This is a genomic window from Gordonia humi, assembly GCF_014197435.1.
Classification (GTDB): Bacteria; Actinomycetota; Actinomycetes; order Mycobacteriales; family Mycobacteriaceae; genus Gordonia; species Gordonia humi.
In genome coordinates this window covers 4,764,559-4,781,218 of record NZ_JACIFP010000001.1, presented here as the reverse complement: position 1 = coordinate 4,781,218, position 16,660 = coordinate 4,764,559, and the positions used below count along the sequence as shown (strand labels likewise).

Sequence of the window (16,660 nt, the reverse complement as noted above, 5' to 3'; positions counted from 1 at the left end):
CGCGGAGTCAGACCTTCGACATCGCTCCGGCGTCGATCGGCAGCGCGACGCCGGTGACGTACCGTGACGCGTCGGAGGCGAGCCAGACGACGGCGTTCGAGATGTCGACCGGCTCCAGCCACGGAATCGGCAGCAGGTTCATCCCGGACTGGCATGCCTCCCGGAAGTCGTCGTGCGTGGGCGCGGGCAGATCCGGCCGGAACAGCCGGTACATCGCCTCGTGATCGATCATGTCGGTGAGCACTGACGACGGGTGCACCGAGTTGCATCGGATCATGTGCGACGCCAGTTCGTTCGACGCGGTGCGGGCGAGTCCGGTGACACCGTGCTTGGCCGCGACGTAATGCGCGAAGTTGGGGAACCCCTGCAGGCCGCCGGTGGAGCTGATCAGAATGATCGACCCGCCCTCACCCTGTTCGATGAGATGGGGAACGGTGGCGCGCATCGTCTTCCACACACCCGTCAGATTGACGCCGATCATCTCGTCCCACTGCTGCTCGGTCAGTTCGTGGAGGGGCGCGGAGGAGAAGATGCCCGCGTTCGCCACCACCGTGTCGAGCCGACCGAACTCGGCGATGCCCGCCGCGACGGCGCGTTCGAGGGCCCCGAGATCGCGGACGTCCACCACCTCGGTGATCACCCGCGCGCCGGTCTTCTCCACGTACCTCGCGGTCTCGTCGAGATCCTCGCGGGTCGATCCCCGATAGTCCGTGCTCTCGAGGGTGTCGCAGATGTCGATCGCGATGATGTCGGCGCCCTCCTCGGCGAGCCGCTCGGCATGCGAGCGCCCCTGTCCGCGCGCCGCTCCCGTGACGAGGGCGACCTTGCCGTCCAGCTGTCCCATGATTCGTGCTCCTCTCGGTTGACGTGTGCTGTGTGTGTGTGCGTGGTTCAGCGGCGGTAGGCGGGCATGATGGCGGGCGCCGCGTCGACGAGCGTCATCCGGTCGACGAGCGCGTGCTGTGTGGCGACCGCGGCGTCGCGGACGCAACGGCCGAGGGCGCTCGGCTGGCGGACGGTGGCGCTGCCCGCCCAGCGGTGCGCGAACATGACCACGTCGCCGGCCACCTCCTGGGCCCAGGTCGCGGCCTGGCGGAGCCGGGCGTTGTGCTCCTCGGTGAGCGGACGATCGGCGTCGACGGCGGCCTGGGCGTCGCCGAAGACCTCGTAGACGAAGGCGCGCGCGGCGCGGTATCGGGCCTCGTGGCGGGCGAAGTCGATGCGGAAGAGGTCCGATTCGCCCACCGGTCCGGTGTAGCCGGGGCGGATCTTGCCCTCGACGATGCCGACGATCTCCTGCAGGGCGCGTTCGGCGAGCCCGAGGGCCACCGGTGCGTGTCCGCCGACACCGATGCCCATCAGACCGAGGCGGTACACGGGCTCGGGACGGACCGGGTCGGTGGAGAAGGTCTCCATCGTGAAGCGCTCGGGGACGAACACGTCGACGACCTGGTAGTCGTACGAGCCGGTGCCGACCATTCCCATCACGTTCCAGTTGTCGAGGAACTCCACCTCATCGCGCGGAATCCAGGCGATGTGGGCGTCCGGCTGCCCGTTCTCGTCGATGATCGGCTGTCCGTCGTCGTCGGACACGATGAACCCGGCGCCGATCCACGACGCGTGCGCCGATCCGCTGGCGAACTGGAAACGGCCGGTCACGCGGTAGCCGCCGTCGACGCGGACGGCCGAGCCGGTCGGCACCACCATGCCCGCGGTGATGCCGCGCGGCTCGCCGGCGAACATCTCCCGGGCCCCGTCGGGATCGGTGAATCCGGCGGCGACGGCCATACTGCACGCGTTCGCCATGAACGCCCACCCGGCGGAGCCGTCGGCGCGGGCGATCTCCTGGACCACCTTGAACGCGCTCACGATGTCCAGACCCGCGCCGCCGTACTCCTCGGGGATCAGAATCCAGAACAGGTCGTTGTCGGCGAGGGCGCGGTAGGCGCGTTCGGTGATCGTGGCCTCGGCCTCGATCGCGTCGGCTTCGGCCTCGATCACTTCGGCGGCGGAACGAGCGCGGTCGAGCCAGTACTCGGTACGCGAGGCGCGGTCGGTGTCGGGAACGGTGACGGTCATGGGTGATCCTTTCCTGTCGCCGAGGCGGCGAACTGATGTGTCCCAGCTCACGATGCTCGGTACTGGTGGGTGTCCGCCATGGGGTGGCTACGTGGTCCGCTACGTGTGTTCGTCGGAGCCGTTCGCGCCCTCGGCCGACCGCGATCCGCTCCATCGGCCGCACTCGGGCGGACCGCGGTCGAGATCCCTTGCACTCTCGGTACCCGAGTGCTAAAACGGAACTTGGCACTCGCGGCATGTGAGTGCCAGGTCGGAACGGTGAGGCCGGTTCACAAGACACCCCGGTCGTCCGTCGCGGGCATCGAGTCCGACCCTCCGAATACTTAGTGTCACCCCCTACCGGAGGATCACTTACCAATGGCAAAGCAGATTGCTTTCGACGAAGAGGCCCGTCGCGGACTCGAGCGCGGCCTGAACAGCCTCGCCGACGCCGTCAAGGTCACGCTCGGCCCCAAGGGTCGCAACGTCGTCCTGGAGAAGAAGTGGGGCGCCCCCACGATCACCAACGATGGTGTTTCCATCGCCAAGGAGATCGAGCTGGAGGACCCGTACGAGAAGATCGGCGCAGAGCTGGTCAAGGAAGTCGCCAAGAAGACCGACGACGTCGCAGGTGACGGCACCACCACCGCCACCGTTCTCGCTCAGGCGCTCGTCCGCGAGGGCCTGCGCAACGTCGCCGCCGGCGCCAACCCGATGGGTCTGAAGCGCGGCATCGAGAAGGCCGTCGCCGCCGTCACCGAGTCGCTGCTGGGTTCGGCCAAGGAGGTCGAGACCAAGGAGCAGATCGCTGCGACCGCGGGCATCTCGGCCGGCGACCCCGCGATCGGCGAACTCATCGCCGAGGCGATGGACAAGGTCGGCAAGGAAGGCGTCATCACCGTCGAAGAGGCTCAGACCTTCGGTCTGCAGCTGGAGCTCACCGAGGGCATGCGCTTCGACAAGGGCTACATCTCGGGTTACTTCGTCACCGACGCCGACCGTCAGGAAGCCGTCCTCGAGGACCCGTACATCCTGCTGGTCTCGGGCAAGGTCTCGACCATCAAGGACCTGCTTCCCCTGCTGGAGAAGGTCATCCAGGCCGGTAAGCCGCTGCTGATCATCGCCGAGGACGTCGAGGGCGAAGCCCTCTCGACCCTGGTCGTCAACAAGCTCAAGGGCACCTTCAAGTCCGTCGCCGTCAAGGCTCCGGGCTTCGGTGACCGTCGCAAGGCCATGCTGGCCGACATCGCCATCCTCACCGGTGGCGAGGTCATCAGCGAAGAGGTCGGCCTCTCGCTGGAGACCGCGGGCGTCGAGCTGCTCGGCACCGCGCGCAAGGTCGTCGTGACCAAGGACGAGACCACCATCGTCGACGGTGCGGGCGACAACGAGGCCATCGCGGGCCGCGTCGCACAGATCCGCTCGGAGATCGAGAAGAGCGACAGCGACTACGACCGCGAGAAGCTGCAGGAGCGCCTGGCCAAGCTGGCCGGCGGCGTCGCAGTCATCAAGGCCGGCGCTGCCACCGAGGTGGAGCTCAAGGAGCGCAAGCACCGTATCGAGGACGCCGTCCGCAACGCGAAGGCCGCCGTCGAAGAGGGCATCGTCGCCGGTGGTGGCGCTGCACTGCTGCAGTCCGAGGCCGCCATCGACGGTCTGTCGCTCGAGGGCGACGAGGCCACCGGTGCGAACATCGTCAAGGTCGCGCTGTCGGCTCCGGCCAAGCAGATCGCCGTCAACGCAGGCCTGGAGCCGGGCGTCGTCGCCGACAAGGTCCGCAACTCGCCGCTGGGCACCGGCCTCAACGCCGGCACCAACGAGTACGAGGACCTGCTCGCCGCAGGCATCAACGACCCGGTGAAGGTCACCCGCTCGGCGCTGCAGAACGCAGCCTCGATCGCGGCTCTGTTCCTCACCACCGAGGCCGTCGTCGCCGACAAGCCCGAGAAGAACGCTGTGCCGGCCATGCCGGGCGGCGACGAGATGGGCGGCATGGGCTTCTGATCCCACCGGGATCGGAACACCTGCGCCAGATCGCAGATCTCGACCGAAGGCCGGTCACCCCAAGGGGGTGGCCGGCCTTCGGCGCGTCCGGGTGCGGTCCGAGTCTGTCGATCGATCAACTGTCAATTGTTCATGCGAACGCGTGCCATTCGTTCGGATGATCGGCGCAAATGACTTCACTCGGTCTCACCGGCGTAACGAAGTTCCTCTTCGTGTGATGCGCGACATGCTCTCGTTCCAGAATCGACGTCGGCCGCACGAATCAGGCGGCCGTCGGTCGGGACGCGTAAGAGAGGCGAAAGTTCATGGGCAGTACAACGGTCACCGATGTGATCACCTTCTTCTTCAACATCATGGGACAGTTCTGGGACTTCTTCATCTGAGAAGCCCGTAGACCCACCCTGCTCGCACCGAACTGAGGAAAGGAGACGACTGTGCTCAGCGGATTCATCGACATGATCAGCCAACTGGTCCAACTCGGACTGGCGATCATCCCGTCGCTCATCACCGGATCGCTCTGACCCGAGCATCGAGACAATCGTGGTGCGACCGTCTGGTACACGGTCGCACCACGATTGCGTTCCCGAGAGTAACCGTCCATTCGAAGAGAGGCCGTAGGCCGGTGCACAGAGTACGAAGTGTCGTCGTGGTTCTGACCGTGATGCTGCTGGTGGTCGGCGGATTCGCCGTCGCTCCCGCGCACGCGAAATCATCCGAACACGTGACGGATATGACCGTGTGGTCGGCATCGATGGGGCGGGCGATCCCGCTGCGCGTGCTCCGTCCCGCGGACACGAGCGCGCCGCGCCCCACCCTGTATCTCCTCAACGGAGCCGGCGGCGGCGAAGACGCGGCCAACTGGTTCGACCGGACCGACGTCGTCGACTTCTTCGCCGACAAGAACGTCAACGTCGTCGTGCCCATGGAGGGCGCCTTCAGCTATTACACCGACTGGCGCAAGGACGATCCCGTCCTCGGCCGCAACAAGTGGACCACCTTCCTGACCAAGGAGCTGCCGCCGGTGGTCGATGCGCGACTGGGCACGAACGGTGTCAACGCGATCGCCGGGATCTCGATGGCGGGGACATCGGTGCTGAGCCTGGCCGAGAACGCACCCGGTCTCTATCGCGGCGTCGGCGCGTACAGCGGCTGCGCCGAGACGAGCACGCCGTTCGGTCAGTTGTACATCAAGATCGTCATCGAATCCCGCGGTGGCGGCGACGTCGAGAACATGTGGGGACCCGAAGACGGGCCCGGGTGGCGTGCCAACGATCCCGTCGTCCACGCGGACAAGCTGCGCGGCACCACGCTCTACATCAGCAACGGTTCGGGGGTGCCCGGACCGCACGACCGGCTCGACGGCCCCGGCATCGACGGCGACCTCTACACGTACGCCAATCAGATGGGGCTGGGAACCGTGATCGAGGCGGCCACGAACCAGTGCACGATCACCCTGTCGAAACGCTTACGGCAGTTGAAGATTCCGGCGACATTCCACTTCCGGAACGTCGGCACGCACGCCTGGCCGTACTGGCAGGACGAACTGCACCGCTCGTGGCCGACGCTGGAGCGGTCGATGCGCTGACGGTCGGCGGTTCGCGTGCGTCCGGTGTACTCGACCTGCGTCGAGCGACTCCGTCAGTCCAACGGTTCGGTCGGGAACGGCAGATGATTCCACGGTGAGTGGACCGAGTCGAGGAACGGACGAACCAGCTCGACGCCGTCGATCACACGCTTTCCCCAGGTGTCCGGGAACGTCACGATCCGTCCGGCGGTCATCCCGAGGCCGAAGTCCCGCCACGACGAGTAATGTTCGATCGCCGCGTCCCGGACGGCGAGAGCGACGTTCCGGACGATGATCGGATCGCCCCAGCCGACGGCGACACCCCAGCGGGCGATGTTGCCCGCCCGCACGTAGTCGTAGGCGTCGAGGGCCTCGACCTCCTCGTCGGCGGCGAGGAGCCGACCGCGACGGAGGGTGTCTTCGGCGGCGCGGATACCGGGGATCGCCGCGACGAGGGCGTCGGCGTATCCGTCCTGCGTCTCGAGCCGCGCGGCCTCGGCGCGCAGCTCACGTTCCCATGTCGCATCGTCGAGCGTCGACACGTCGCGGGCGCGCCGAGCGTCCCGCCGGATGTCGGCGGCGTGGTAGGCGATCCAGTCTCCGTATCCGGAGGACACGAGTGCGTTGAGCCGTTCCATCCAGTCGTCGGCGTCGGTGATGCCCCAGGTGCCGTCGAGGATGTCGCGCACATCGGTGACGGTGAGGTCGCCGATGTCGGTCAGCGAATTCCAGCAGCCGTTGTTCGCCGCTGCCATCGGCCCGGACATGGCCAGTCCCTGCGCGATGGGGCCGTACAGGTATCCGACGGGATCGGTGGGGAGCGGCGCCGACGCGAAGTCGCGGGCCATGACCTCCGCGAGTTTCTCGGGATCGTTGGTGCCCCAATCGCGTTCCTCGTCGGTCGATCGTCGCCGAAACAGTGCCATCAGTCGTCTCCGAGAAGGTCGGGCAGACCGGTGAAGTCTGCGGTGAGCGGGAAGTCGAGGTTGCGCCACGGACTGTCGACGGCGGTCAGGAGAGTGGCGAGGGCGGGCAGACCGGCGTCCCACGCGGCGCGACGGTTCTCGGGCGCCTCGCTCAAGGCCCACCCGGCGAGGACCGACGTACCGTACTCGGTCCAGTCGGCGAAGTGGCGACCGGCGAGATCGCGGGCCGCGAACAGCCCCTGGCGGACGGCGTCGGCGTCGCCGTAGCCGGACTGGGCGCCCCAACGGAGAGCGGTCACCGCCCGCGAGCACTGGGCGCCGATCACCGAGCGCAACGCCGTGCCCGCCGGGAGCAGGCCGGCCGCGGCGATCCAACCGTCGACCTCGTCCACCGCGGTGCAGATCCGATCGACCGCCTCGTGCGCGTCGTCGTCCTGGCCGCTCGCGGCGAGGAACTCGTGGAGTTCGGCGCGCCAGTGCTCGACGGAGACGGCTCGGCCCTCGCGCCGCATCATCTCCGCCCGCACGTCGAGGACGAATCCCAGATCGCCGAACATGTCCGGATCCAGACACGAACCCAGGTGCGACACCCAGTCGCCGGTGCTATCGATCCCGTTGCGGGACAGATTGACTCGCACCTCGTATGTCGACATGCCGGGGATCACCAGGCTGTTCCAGGCGATGGTTCCGGAGGTCGCCGACACGGCGTCGAGGGCGAGGGCCTGCGCCCGGTCGTCGTACAGCGGGCCGGTCGGGTCGACGACGATCTTCGACGTGGCCGCCGCATAGACGGTCGAACCGAATCTCGGTGCGATGCCGCTGTCGGCGCGGCGGTCGATCACGGCTGTCCCGGGAAGCCGATGTTGGTCCACGGACTCATCGGGTCCGACAGCAGCAGCCGTACCGCCGACACCGCACCGGTGTACGGTTCGTCGACCGGGTAGCCGCCGTAGAGCATCGTCGACGCCATCGCGTACGACGCCGCGAACGACGCCCACGAGCTGAACACACCCGCCGCGTTGTGACCGATCGCGTCGATCATCTGATTCACCGTCGCCGGGTCGGCGTAACCCATGCGGGCGCCCGCCTGCGTGAGGTAGGCGGCGGTCGCGAGGTCGTGCGCGAACATCGTCACGACTCGCTGCCCGGCGGGCAGCATATCGTCGGCGGCGAGCTGCTGTTCCGCGTGAAAAGCTTTCACCGCCAAGCGCATCACGAGATCGGTGTGGTCGTCGTCCCAGCCGTTGCGTTCGGCGTGGGTACTCGTCGCCCGCAGCCAGTCGTCGATGTCCAGATAGGCGGACGACGACGATTCGAGGACTTCGTCGCGCACGTCGAGGGCGGCTTCGGCGGCGTGTGCACGGATGTGCTCGCCGCGGATCATCCGATCGGTCACCGACAACCACGAGTCGGTGCTCGTGATCTGCCAGCGTCGGGTGAGCGCCAGCTTCTCTTCGACGGATGCGTCGACTGTCCCGGGCGCTGCGCCGGGGCGTTCCGGGCTGTTCCAGAAGACGTTCTGTCCCAAGGCGAGCGGGGCGCCGAGTGCCAGGACCGACGCATGGGGACCGCGCGTCGGCCCGTTCGGCGAAGTCAGGATCGGCGAGGCGAATCCGGATGTCACAGGGCTGCTCCTCGACGGGTCGGTTGGGCGCGGCTCTCACACCCCCTGACCGTCGAACGTACTGCATCGGCGGGGCGTCGTCGTTCACGTCGTGGACGGCGACGCGTACACGCGGGTTCGGGGTCGGCCCGGCGGTGCGTCAGACTGCGGTCGTGACTCCGTACGCCGATGCGAGACGCTGAATGCGGTTGGCCTCGAACAGACGCGGCTTGTCGCTGCCGTTGCGGATCTGTCCGCCCTCGCGTTCGAACTCGCCGAGGAACGCGCGGGCCCAGTCGACGTCGGCGGCGGTCGGGCTCATCGCCTCGTTCACGATGCGGGCCTGAGCCGGGTACAGGCAGAGGCGGCCGGTCATTCCGTGGTCGCGGGCGATGACGGTCTGCGCGCGCAGCAGATCGAGGTCGGAGCCGGGAGTCGGACCGTCGATCGGGTTGGGCAGCTTGCCGATCCGCGACGAGTTCGCCAGGCGGGCACGGGGGAACGACATCGCGAGATCGGTGGCGGCCATGCCGGTGTCGCGGCGGTAGTCGCCGGATCCGAACGCCAGGCGCACGGCGCCGGCGCGGGCGATCGCGGTCGCTTCCTCGATGCCGAGGGCGGATTCCACGAGGGCGACGACGGCCACGCGGCCGCCGAACGCGGCAATGGTGTCGGCGACGTGCGCGGCCGATTCGACCTTCGCGAGCATCACGCCGCGCAGGCCGGGAACGGTGCGCAGGCGGGCGATGTCGTCGCTCCAGAAAGTGGTGTCGGCGTCGTTGATGCGTACCCAGCCCTCGTTGCCGGGGACGGACAGCCAGTCGGCGACGATGTCGCGCGCCTGCGGTTTGCGGGCGGCCGCGACAGCGTCTTCGAGGTCGAAGATCAGCTGGTCGGCCTCCGACGCGACGGAGTCGGCGAAGGTCTCGGGGCGGTCGCCGCTGACCAGGAGCCAGGAGCGGGAGAGGGCGTAGTCGATCGCGGAGTCTGCAGAGGTCATGAGAGGTCCTTCGGGGCGGGAGGGAGGAGGTTCGGCGGTCAGTCGGTCGGGAGTTCGATCACCGCGCGCTCGGTGAGCATCGGGATGATCCGGCCGACGCCGATCGATCGGAAATGGTCGGACGCGCGGTGGGCGTCCAGGGCGGCCTGCGAGTCGTACGACTCGAGGATGACGATGTGCTCGGGCGCTTCGACGCCGCGGAAGAATTCATAGGTGCGGTTGCCGGGCTCGGTGCGGCTCGCGGCCGCCAATCGGGTGAGTGCGGCGAGCACGTCGTCGGCTGTGTCGGGTTTCGCGTAATAGTGGGCGATCACCTGGACTGCCGAACGTGTTGTCTCACTCATCGAGATTAATTGTATGACGATCTGAGTCACTCCGTCCAGTGAACGCGGTAGTTCTGTGGCCGGATCGCGCGCAATCAATGAACAAATACCCAGGTTACTCGCGAGTACCGCTGCATGGTCGTCACTCGACGACGACGTACAGATTGTCTTACAGGTGGGCGTCGCCGAGGTGAACGATCGGGACGGATCGGGGTGCTCCGCCGATGTGAGCGCGGTATCTTCGTAACGACGATCTGATCTGTACGACAACCCGAAAGGGCTGGGATGACATCCGACGACTCCGCGCCGGTCGCGGCGCCGACCCGTCAACGACTGGCCACATCGGTCCGAGATCGCATCAGCGCGGGTGTGCTCGAGCCGGGCACGCGATTGAGCGAACGCGAGCTGTGCGAGGACTTCGACGTCTCGCGGACCGTGGTGCGCGAGACGCTGCGCCAGTTGGAGGCAGAGGGTTTCCTGACGATCGAGCCGAATCGCGGCGCCGTCGTCGTCACCGTCTCATACGCCGACGCCGAGCAGATGTTCGAACTGCGCGAATCCCTGGAAGCGCTGGCGTGCAGTCTGTTCGCCAAACGCGGCACCGTCGAGCACAAGCAGGCGCTGTGGGAGGTGATCGACGGGATCGAGGCGGCGATCGACGACGGCGACCTCAACGCGATCATCGACGCCAAGGCGGCGTTCTACGACGTTCTCCTTCTCGGCGCGGGCAACGAGCAGCTCACGTCCACACTTCGACTGCTGCGCGTCCGCATCAATCTGCTCCGTCGGTACTCGCTCTCGCTGCCGGAACGGCATCCGGAGACGCTCGCCGAGATCCGCGCGATCCGCGACGCGATCATCGCGGGCGACGTCGACGGGGCTCGGCGAGCGGGTGAGCATCACGTCCAGCAGGCCGCTCGAGCGGCGCTGCCGCGGATCTTCGAGGAGTTGTATCGGCCGTGACGGGGCGCTACCCCGCCCCGAGCAGTCCCAGCATCGCGTAGGCGGCGACCTTCGCGCCGTAACCGATCGCGGCGAGGTCGACGACGTAGTTCGGGTTGTGCGGGGTGAACGGCGCGGAGTCGCCGCGCTCGCGGGCGGCGGCGTACACCTGCGGATCGGCGACACCGACCAGCAGGTAGTTGAACGGCATGTCCGGGTACGGGCCCTTGAGGACCTGCACGTCCTCGGAGCCGGTGGCCGGTGGTAGATCGGTGACCACGTTGTCGTCGCCGATGATCTTCGCCAGCGACTCCGCCATCGACGCGGCGAGCTGCGGATCGTTCACCAGGGGCAGTGACCCGCCCTTCATGATGATCTCCGGCAGTCGGTCGTCGGCGACGTCGAAGCTGCGGGCCACCGACTCCGCCACCGAGCGGATCGACGACAGCAGTGTCTCGCGGACCGCCGGGTCGTACCAGCGCACGTTAGCCTTGACCAGCGCCTGCGACGGGATCACGTTGTTGTCGGTGCCGGCCTGGATCGCGCCGACGGTCAGCACCGCGGTCTGCGACGGGTCGATCCGTCGCGACACGATGTTGCCGAACTCGACGACCGCGAGAGCGGCCATCCGTACCGGGTCCTTCGCCTTCTGCGGCATCGAACCGTGGCCGCCGACGCCGTGGAACAGGATGTCGACCTGGTCGGTGCCCGCCATCTTCGGTCCCGGCGAGGACGAGACGACGCCGACCGGGCCGGGCACCGTGTGCATGCCGATCAACACGTCGGGTCTGGGGATGAAGTTGTACAGACCGTCGTCGACCATCGCCTTGGCGCCGGTGATCGGCTCCTCGGCGGGCTGACCGATCAGGACGACGGTGCCCGACCACGAATCACGCACGGCCACCAGGGCATGCGCCATCCCGATCAGCCAGCACACGTGCGCGTCGTGCCCGCACATGTGGGCCACCGGGACTTCGGTGCCGTCCTCCCGAGTGACCCGGACCTCGCTCGCGTAGTCGAGCCCGGTCTCCTCCTCGACGGCGTTCGCATCCATGTCGGCGCGGTACATCACGACCGGGCCGTCGCCGTTGCGCAGCGTCGCGGCGATGCCGGTGCGGCCGATGCCCTTTGTGACGCCGAATCCGAGGTTCTGCAGCGCCTTCTCGATCAGGCGGGACGTGCGTATCTCGTCGAAGGCCAGTTCGGGATTGCGATGAATGTCCTTGAACGTCTCGACGAGGCGTTCGGCGTCGGCGTCGACCGCTTCGTCGACGCGGGCGATCAGGTCAGCGGGGAGTTCGGCAGCGGAGATCACGAGATCAGCCTATCGGCGATCCGGGGTTCGGGAGAGCGTTGTCGGTCGGAGCTCAGGCCTCCCAGTCCGTCAAGACCTCCTCGGTGTCTCCGCCCGGCACCGGCGGTGTGGCCGGCACACCGGGCGAGGTCCGGGAGAACCGCGGCGCCGGGGCCGCCTGCCGGATTCCGTCGATCTCGATCAGGTTCTCACGGGCGGCCATCTGCGGGTGATCGGCGGCCTCGGCGAAGTCGAGGACCGGGCTGACGCAGGCGTCGGTGCCGTCGAAGAGTCGCGCCCATTCGTCGCGCGGGCGGGTGGCGAAGCGTTCGGTGAAGCGGGCGCGGATCGTCGGCCAACCGGACCGGTCGAGCTGATCGGGGAGTTCGGCGGGATCGATGTCGAGGCCGTCGAGCAGCGCGGCGTAGAACTGCGGCTCGATGGCTCCCACAGCCACGAAGCGGTCGTCGCCGCACCGGTACGTGTCGTAGAACGGGGCGCCGCCGTCGAGCAAATTGGATCCTCGGTCGGTCGACCAGGTGCCCTGACCGAGCATGCTCCACATCATCTGCATCAGCGCGCTCGCGCCGTCGATCATCGCGGTGTCGACCACCTGGCCGCGCCCCGACCGCTCCCGCTCCCACAGTGCGGCGAGGACGCCGGTCACCAGGAACATCGATCCGCCGCCGAAGTCGCCGACCAGGTTGAGCGGCGGTGCGGGCGGCTCGCCGGTGCGGCCGATCGCGTGGAGTGCGCCGGTGATCGAGATGTAGTTGATGTCGTGCCCGGCCCGACGCGCCCACGGACCGTCCTGACCCCAGCCGGTCATGCGCCCGTAGATCAGGCGGTTGTTGAACGCTTCGACGTCGGACGGGCCGATTCCGAGCCGCTCGGCGACGCCCGGTCGGAACCCCTCGATGAGGACATCGGCCTTCGCGAGGAGTCGACGGACCACGTCGAGCCCCTCGAGGCCGCGGAGGTCGGCGCTGACCGACCGTCGCCCGCGCAGCAGGTAGTCGGGTCTGCCGCCGGTGAGATCCAATGCGCCGCCTGGACGTTCGACACGCACGACGTCGGCGCCCAGGTCGGCCAACATCATGGCGGCGTGCGGGCCGGGGCCGATGCCGCCGAGTTCGACGACCTTCAAGCCGGCGAGCGGTCCTGTCATCTCCGATGCCCCCGTCATCCCGCGAGGTGGCGGCTGATGACCAGTCGTTGGATCTGATTGGTGCCTTCGAAGATCTGGGTGATCTTGGCTTCGCGCATGTAGCGCTCGAGGCGGAAGTCGCGAGTGTAGCCGTAGCCGCCGAGGACCTGGACGGCGTCCGTGGTGACTTTCATGGCGGCGTCGGTGGCGACGAGTTTGGCGACGGAGGCGTTGCGCGAGTAGGGGAGCCCGGCGTCGCGGCGGCGGGCGGCGTCGAGGTAGGTGGCGCGGGCCGAGTCGACGGCGGCGGCCATGTCGGCCAGGAGGAAGCCGAGTCCCTGGTGGTCGATGATCTTGCGACCGAACGTGGTCCGTTCCTTGGCGTAGGCGACGGCTTCGTCGAGGGCGGCCTGGGCGAGTCCGACGGCGACGGCGGCGATGCCGAGACGTCCGGAGTCGAGAGCGCTGAACGCGATCTGGAGGCCCTGACCCTCATCGCCGATGCGGCGGTCGGTGGGCAGGAAGGCGCCGTCGTAGTGGGCGGAGGTGGTGGGAACCGCGTGCAGACCCATCTTCTCCTCTGGCCTGCCGAAGCTCAGGCCCTCGGTGTCTTTGGCGACGAGGAAGCAGGAGATGCCTTTGGAGCCGTCGCCGGTGCGGGCGAAGAGATTGTAGAAGTCGGCGATGCCGCCGTGGGTGATCCAGGCCTTGGCTCCGGTGACCGAGTAACCGCCGTCGACGGGGGTCGCTTTGCACGCCAGGGCCGCGGCGTCGGATCCGGCCTGGGGCTCGGAGAGGCTGTAGGCGCCGATCGTGGATCCGCCGAGCATGTCGGGGAGCCACGTCTCCTTCTGCTCCTGGGTGCCGAACGCCATGAGCGGGTGGATGGCGAGGCTGTGGACGCTGACGGCGACGGCGACCGAGGCCCAGCGCGCGGCGAGTTCTTCGAGGACCTGCAGGTACACCTCGTACGGCTGTCCGCCGCCGCCCCACTCCTCGGGGTAGGGCAGGGAGAGGAGTCCGGCGTCGCCCAGGGCGGCGAACACACCGTCGGGGTAGGTCTCGTTCTTCTCGTGTTCGTCGACGATGGGGGCGAGGACTTTGTCGGCGACGTCGCGGGTGAGGGCGATGAGGTCGCGGGCTTCGGTGGTGGGCAGAAGTCTGTCGACGGCCATGCGGGGATCCTTACGGTACAGGGACAGTACTGGAGATGGCTGAATAGTACTGTTGCGTCGGGTGTACTGCAAGAGCTCGCGCAGTACTATTCATCGCATGGTCACCCCGCCCCACTTCGCGACGCCGCGCCAGAGCGAGCTCTTCGGCGAGCTCCTCGACGTGTTCCTCGCGGAGGGGTTCGCTCACCTCACCCTCGACGCGATCGCCGCGCGGCTGCGGTGCTCCAAGTCGACGCTCTACACCCTGGCGGGGAGCAAGGAGCAGCTGGTCGTCGCGGCGACCGTGCACTTCTTCAAGCGCGCGACGGCGCAGGTCGAGGCGCACGTCGATCCGTCGGCTCCGGCCCGCGACCAGGTGTCCGCCTACCTCGCCGCGGTCGGCGACGCGCTGTCGGTGGTGTCGGATCAGTTCATGCGCGATCTCGACGCGTTCGCTCCGGCGCGCGCGGTGTACGAGCGGAACACGCAGATCGCGGCCGCGCGCGTCAAGGAGATCATCGACGCCGGTGTGGCGGCGGGAGAGTTCCGCGGGGTGCACGCCGCGTTCGCCGCCGAGGTCGCGGCGACGATGATGGTCTCGATCCAACGCGGCGACATCCAGGCGAGCCTGGGGCTCGACGATGCGAGTGCCTATCGAGAGCTGTCGGCGATGCTGACCGCTGGAATGGACTGACGTTCGACTCCATGCTGTGACATAGGTGTCGCATCTCGATTCGGCGGACGGATTCGCTGGGACTCGTGTCGTCCGCGCGTTGTGGAGCGCCGGTTGTCCGACGCCGCGCGGTCGACCACCGGTAGGGACGGAACGACGACATCGAGACCGTCGACGGCATTGTCACGCCGGGTGGTACTCGACGATCGCCAATGCGATCGCTTCGTATCTGTCGGCCAATTCGTCGACCGACATCGGACCGTCATCGCGCCACCACATGCAGATCGACTGACCCGCGCTGATGATGCTCCGCGTCGCTTCATACGGGAATCCGGTCGCGAACACGGACTCCTCGACACCGCGCAGGACGACGTCGCGGAACAGTGCCTCCTGCTCATCTCGCAGGGCGACGACCCGGTCGCGACCAGGGCCTTCGACACTCCGAAGTTCGGTCGCGCCGACGACGGCGTCGCGCCGGTGGGTCGCATGGAACACGACCCATGCTCGCATCAGTGCCCGTAGCTGGCCGTCGGGTGTCCCGCCTGCCCGGATCACCGCGGCTCGCGTCATCGACAGAGCCCCCTGCAGGGCGCGACCCATGATGCTCTGCAAGATCTCCTGCTTCGATGCGAAATGGTGGTAGATAGAGGCGGCCGTCATCTCGGCGCCTTTGGCGATGTCGCGCGTCGACGTGCCGTAGTACCCGCGTTCGTTGAACAGACGCACCGCCGAGTCGAGGATGTCGTCACGTCCGTTGGGCTGCTCGCCTGCCACGATTCTCCTTGCGACTCGTCGGCTTCAGCGTAGCCGTCATTCCCAGTCGTGCCGCTGTTCAGTCCCAGCTCATCCAGAAATCGAGCTCGAGCTCGCCGTCGCCCGGCGCGACCCGGTACTGGTCGAGGTCGACCTCGCCGTCTGCCCGAAGCACCTCGTCGTCGATGAAGCACCGGCCGGTGGCGTGTGCGGCAGGTCTGGTGAGGATGCTCATCGCCGCGTCGGCCATGATCGCAGGTGTTCGGCTCTGGTCGACCAGCTCGGCGCTCAGGATGTTGCGTACCGCCGCGGTGTTGATCGTGGTTCGCGGCCACAAGGAGTTGACGGCGATGCCGTCTGCGGCGAGTTCCGCGGCGAGGCCGATGGCGACCAGCGACATCGAGAACTTCGAGATCGTGTAAGCGGTGCCGATGCTCGCGAACCACTTCGGGTCGAGGTCGATCGGCGGCGAGAGTGTGAGGATGTGCGCGTTCGGCGACTCGCGCAGGTGCGGGATGGCCGTCTTCGAGAGGAGGAACGCGCCGCGGGCGTTGATGTCCTGCATGAGGTCGTACTTCTTCATGCTGATCTGATCCGTCGGTGTCAGATCGAGTGCGCTCGCGTTGTTGACCACGATGTCGACACCGCCGAAGCGGTCGACGGTCTGGGCGACGGCGTCGGCGACCGACTCGTCGTCCCGAACGTCGCCGACGATGGGAAGGGCCTGTCCGCCCGCTTCTTCGACCGCGGCAGCCGCGGTGAAGATCGTGCCGGGAAGCTTCGGGTGCGGTTCGGTGGTCTTCGCGATCATTGCGACGTTGGCTCCGCGCCGAGCGGCCTGAACGGCGATGGCTTCTCCGATGCCGCGTGAGCCGCCCGACATGATCAGGGTTCGCCCTTCGAGTGTGCGGTCATAGGTGTCTCCTTCGTCGAGCGCGGCTGGATTGTGATGCTTTGATGCCGAACGATTGATTGGTCCGATGCTGCCTGTGTTCAGCCAGAGGTGTCAACGGTCACGGATGTATACACTGGTGAAGCGCGGTTCTGTGGATCGATCCCGCGATATTGACACCCGGCCTCTGACTTCTACATCCCTAACGATCGTTCGGGTTGACGGGTCGAATCTCTCCCACGATGGTCACCGCGCCCACGCCTTCGGGAGTCGACGCCCTGTCACGGCGCGCTCACCGAGTTCGTCGGCCACGGCAGCATGCGTGTC

16 protein-coding genes are annotated in these 16,660 nt (G+C 67.6%); 4 read left to right on the top strand and 12 right to left on the bottom strand.

Annotated features, from left to right (window positions below; translation table 11 throughout):
- Nucleotides 1–7: 7 nt before the first annotated feature.
- Nucleotides 8–844, bottom strand: coding sequence for a mycofactocin-coupled SDR family oxidoreductase (locus BKA16_RS22165; protein ID WP_183372732.1), 837 nt, complete (start codon nucleotides 842–844; stop codon nucleotides 8–10).
- Nucleotides 845–891: 47 nt separating this feature from the next.
- Nucleotides 892–2,079 carry an acyl-CoA dehydrogenase family protein gene (locus tag BKA16_RS22160; protein ID WP_183372731.1) on the bottom strand — a complete coding sequence of 396 codons (1,188 nt, stop codon included), beginning with the start codon at nucleotides 2,077–2,079 and terminating at the stop codon, nucleotides 892–894.
- Between the two features lie 357 nt (nucleotides 2,080–2,436).
- On the opposite strand from BKA16_RS22160, the gene groL reads away from it, so the two are divergent.
- Together groL and BKA16_RS22150 are read left to right on the top strand one after the other, a co-directional pair.
- On the top strand, nucleotides 2,437–4,062 hold the full coding sequence (gene groL / locus BKA16_RS22155; RefSeq protein ID WP_183372730.1) for a chaperonin GroEL: 1,626 nt from the start codon (nucleotides 2,437–2,439) through the stop codon (nucleotides 4,060–4,062).
- 661 nt (nucleotides 4,063–4,723) lie between these two features.
- Nucleotides 4,724–5,647 carry an alpha/beta hydrolase gene (locus BKA16_RS22150; RefSeq protein WP_183373245.1) on the top strand — a complete coding sequence of 308 codons (924 nt, stop codon included), beginning with the start codon at nucleotides 4,724–4,726 and terminating at the stop codon, nucleotides 5,645–5,647.
- A gap of 53 nt (nucleotides 5,648–5,700) precedes the next feature.
- On the opposite strand, the gene BKA16_RS22145 is transcribed toward BKA16_RS22150, so the two are convergent.
- The 5 genes from BKA16_RS22145 to BKA16_RS22125 all read right to left on the bottom strand — a co-directional run bounded on the left by BKA16_RS22145 (nucleotide 5,701) and on the right by BKA16_RS22125 (nucleotide 9,499).
- On the bottom strand, nucleotides 5,701–6,552 hold the full coding sequence (locus BKA16_RS22145; RefSeq protein ID WP_183372729.1) for a DUF1266 domain-containing protein: 852 nt from the start codon (nucleotides 6,550–6,552) through the stop codon (nucleotides 5,701–5,703).
- The gene (locus BKA16_RS24220) at nucleotides 6,552–7,394 is read right to left on the bottom strand and encodes a DUF1266 domain-containing protein (RefSeq protein ID WP_183372728.1); all 843 of its coding nucleotides are present in this window, start codon (nucleotides 7,392–7,394) and stop codon (nucleotides 6,552–6,554) included. The genes BKA16_RS22145 and BKA16_RS24220 overlap by 1 nt, the downstream gene beginning before the upstream one ends.
- On the bottom strand, nucleotides 7,391–8,176 hold the full coding sequence (locus BKA16_RS22135) for a DUF1266 domain-containing protein (protein ID WP_183372727.1): 786 nt from the start codon (nucleotides 8,174–8,176) through the stop codon (nucleotides 7,391–7,393). The genes BKA16_RS24220 and BKA16_RS22135 overlap by 4 nt, the downstream gene beginning before the upstream one ends.
- 139 nt (nucleotides 8,177–8,315) lie before the next feature.
- Nucleotides 8,316–9,155: an HpcH/HpaI aldolase/citrate lyase family protein gene (locus BKA16_RS22130; RefSeq protein ID WP_183372726.1), complete on the bottom strand. Its 840-nt coding sequence runs from the start codon at nucleotides 9,153–9,155 to the stop codon at nucleotides 8,316–8,318.
- 38 nt (nucleotides 9,156–9,193) lie between these two features.
- On the bottom strand, nucleotides 9,194–9,499 hold the full coding sequence (locus tag BKA16_RS22125) for a putative quinol monooxygenase (RefSeq protein ID WP_183372724.1): 306 nt from the start codon (nucleotides 9,497–9,499) through the stop codon (nucleotides 9,194–9,196).
- Nucleotides 9,500–9,763: 264 nt separating this feature from the next.
- Between BKA16_RS22125 and BKA16_RS22120 the strand changes: the two genes are divergently transcribed.
- On the top strand, nucleotides 9,764–10,441 hold the full coding sequence (locus BKA16_RS22120; protein ID WP_183372722.1) for a GntR family transcriptional regulator: 678 nt from the start codon (nucleotides 9,764–9,766) through the stop codon (nucleotides 10,439–10,441).
- 7 nt (nucleotides 10,442–10,448) lie between these two features.
- On the opposite strand, the gene BKA16_RS22115 is transcribed toward BKA16_RS22120, so the two are convergent.
- The 3 genes from BKA16_RS22115 to BKA16_RS22105 are packed head-to-tail and all read right to left on the bottom strand — an operon-like array spanning nucleotide 10,449 to nucleotide 14,036.
- Complete coding sequence (locus tag BKA16_RS22115) at nucleotides 10,449–11,735, bottom strand: amidohydrolase (protein ID WP_183372720.1); 1,287 nt, start codon at nucleotides 11,733–11,735, stop codon at nucleotides 10,449–10,451.
- A 52-nt stretch (nucleotides 11,736–11,787) separates the two neighbouring features.
- The gene (locus BKA16_RS22110; protein ID WP_183372718.1) at nucleotides 11,788–12,882 is read right to left on the bottom strand and encodes a CaiB/BaiF CoA transferase family protein; all 1,095 of its coding nucleotides are present in this window, start codon (nucleotides 12,880–12,882) and stop codon (nucleotides 11,788–11,790) included.
- Between the two features lie 14 nt (nucleotides 12,883–12,896).
- The gene (locus tag BKA16_RS22105; protein WP_183372716.1) at nucleotides 12,897–14,036 is read right to left on the bottom strand and encodes an acyl-CoA dehydrogenase family protein; all 1,140 of its coding nucleotides are present in this window, start codon (nucleotides 14,034–14,036) and stop codon (nucleotides 12,897–12,899) included.
- 97 nt (nucleotides 14,037–14,133) lie between these two features.
- On the opposite strand from BKA16_RS22105, the gene BKA16_RS22100 reads away from it, so the two are divergent.
- Complete coding sequence (locus tag BKA16_RS22100) at nucleotides 14,134–14,709, top strand: TetR/AcrR family transcriptional regulator (RefSeq protein WP_183372714.1); 576 nt, start codon at nucleotides 14,134–14,136, stop codon at nucleotides 14,707–14,709.
- A 162-nt stretch (nucleotides 14,710–14,871) separates the two neighbouring features.
- On the opposite strand, the gene BKA16_RS22095 is transcribed toward BKA16_RS22100, so the two are convergent.
- Both BKA16_RS22095 and BKA16_RS22090 read right to left on the bottom strand, forming a co-directional pair.
- A complete protein-coding gene (locus BKA16_RS22095) occupies nucleotides 14,872–15,465 on the bottom strand; it encodes a TetR/AcrR family transcriptional regulator (RefSeq protein ID WP_183373244.1) in 594 nt (197 codons plus the stop codon).
- Nucleotides 15,466–15,520: 55 nt separating this feature from the next.
- Complete coding sequence (locus BKA16_RS22090; protein WP_343067626.1) at nucleotides 15,521–16,414, bottom strand: SDR family oxidoreductase; 894 nt, start codon at nucleotides 16,412–16,414, stop codon at nucleotides 15,521–15,523.
- Between the last annotated feature and the right edge of the window lie 246 nt (nucleotides 16,415–16,660).

Bases quoted from the DNA above. Each gene is read 5' to 3' on its own strand.
- BKA16_RS22165 (WP_183372732.1), bottom strand. From the start codon at position 844: ATGGGACAGCTGGACGGCAAGGTCGCCCTCGTCACGGGAGCGGCGCGC.
- BKA16_RS22160 (WP_183372731.1), bottom strand. From the start codon at position 2,079: ATGACCGTCACCGTTCCCGACACCGACCGCGCCTCGCGTACCGAGTAC.
- groL (WP_183372730.1), top strand. From the start codon at position 2,437: ATGGCAAAGCAGATTGCTTTCGACGAAGAGGCCCGTCGCGGACTCGAG.
- BKA16_RS22150 (WP_183373245.1), top strand. From the start codon at position 4,724: ATGCTGCTGGTGGTCGGCGGATTCGCCGTCGCTCCCGCGCACGCGAAA.
- BKA16_RS22145 (WP_183372729.1), bottom strand. From the start codon at position 6,552: ATGGCACTGTTTCGGCGACGATCGACCGACGAGGAACGCGATTGGGGC.
- BKA16_RS22130 (WP_183372726.1), bottom strand. From the start codon at position 9,155: ATGACCTCTGCAGACTCCGCGATCGACTACGCCCTCTCCCGCTCCTGG.
- BKA16_RS22125 (WP_183372724.1), bottom strand. From the start codon at position 9,499: ATGAGTGAGACAACACGTTCGGCAGTCCAGGTGATCGCCCACTATTAC.
- BKA16_RS22120 (WP_183372722.1), top strand. From the start codon at position 9,764: ATGACATCCGACGACTCCGCGCCGGTCGCGGCGCCGACCCGTCAACGA.
- BKA16_RS22110 (WP_183372718.1), bottom strand. From the start codon at position 12,882: ATGACAGGACCGCTCGCCGGCTTGAAGGTCGTCGAACTCGGCGGCATC.
- BKA16_RS22105 (WP_183372716.1), bottom strand. From the start codon at position 14,036: ATGGCCGTCGACAGACTTCTGCCCACCACCGAAGCCCGCGACCTCATC.
- BKA16_RS22100 (WP_183372714.1), top strand. From the start codon at position 14,134: ATGGTCACCCCGCCCCACTTCGCGACGCCGCGCCAGAGCGAGCTCTTC.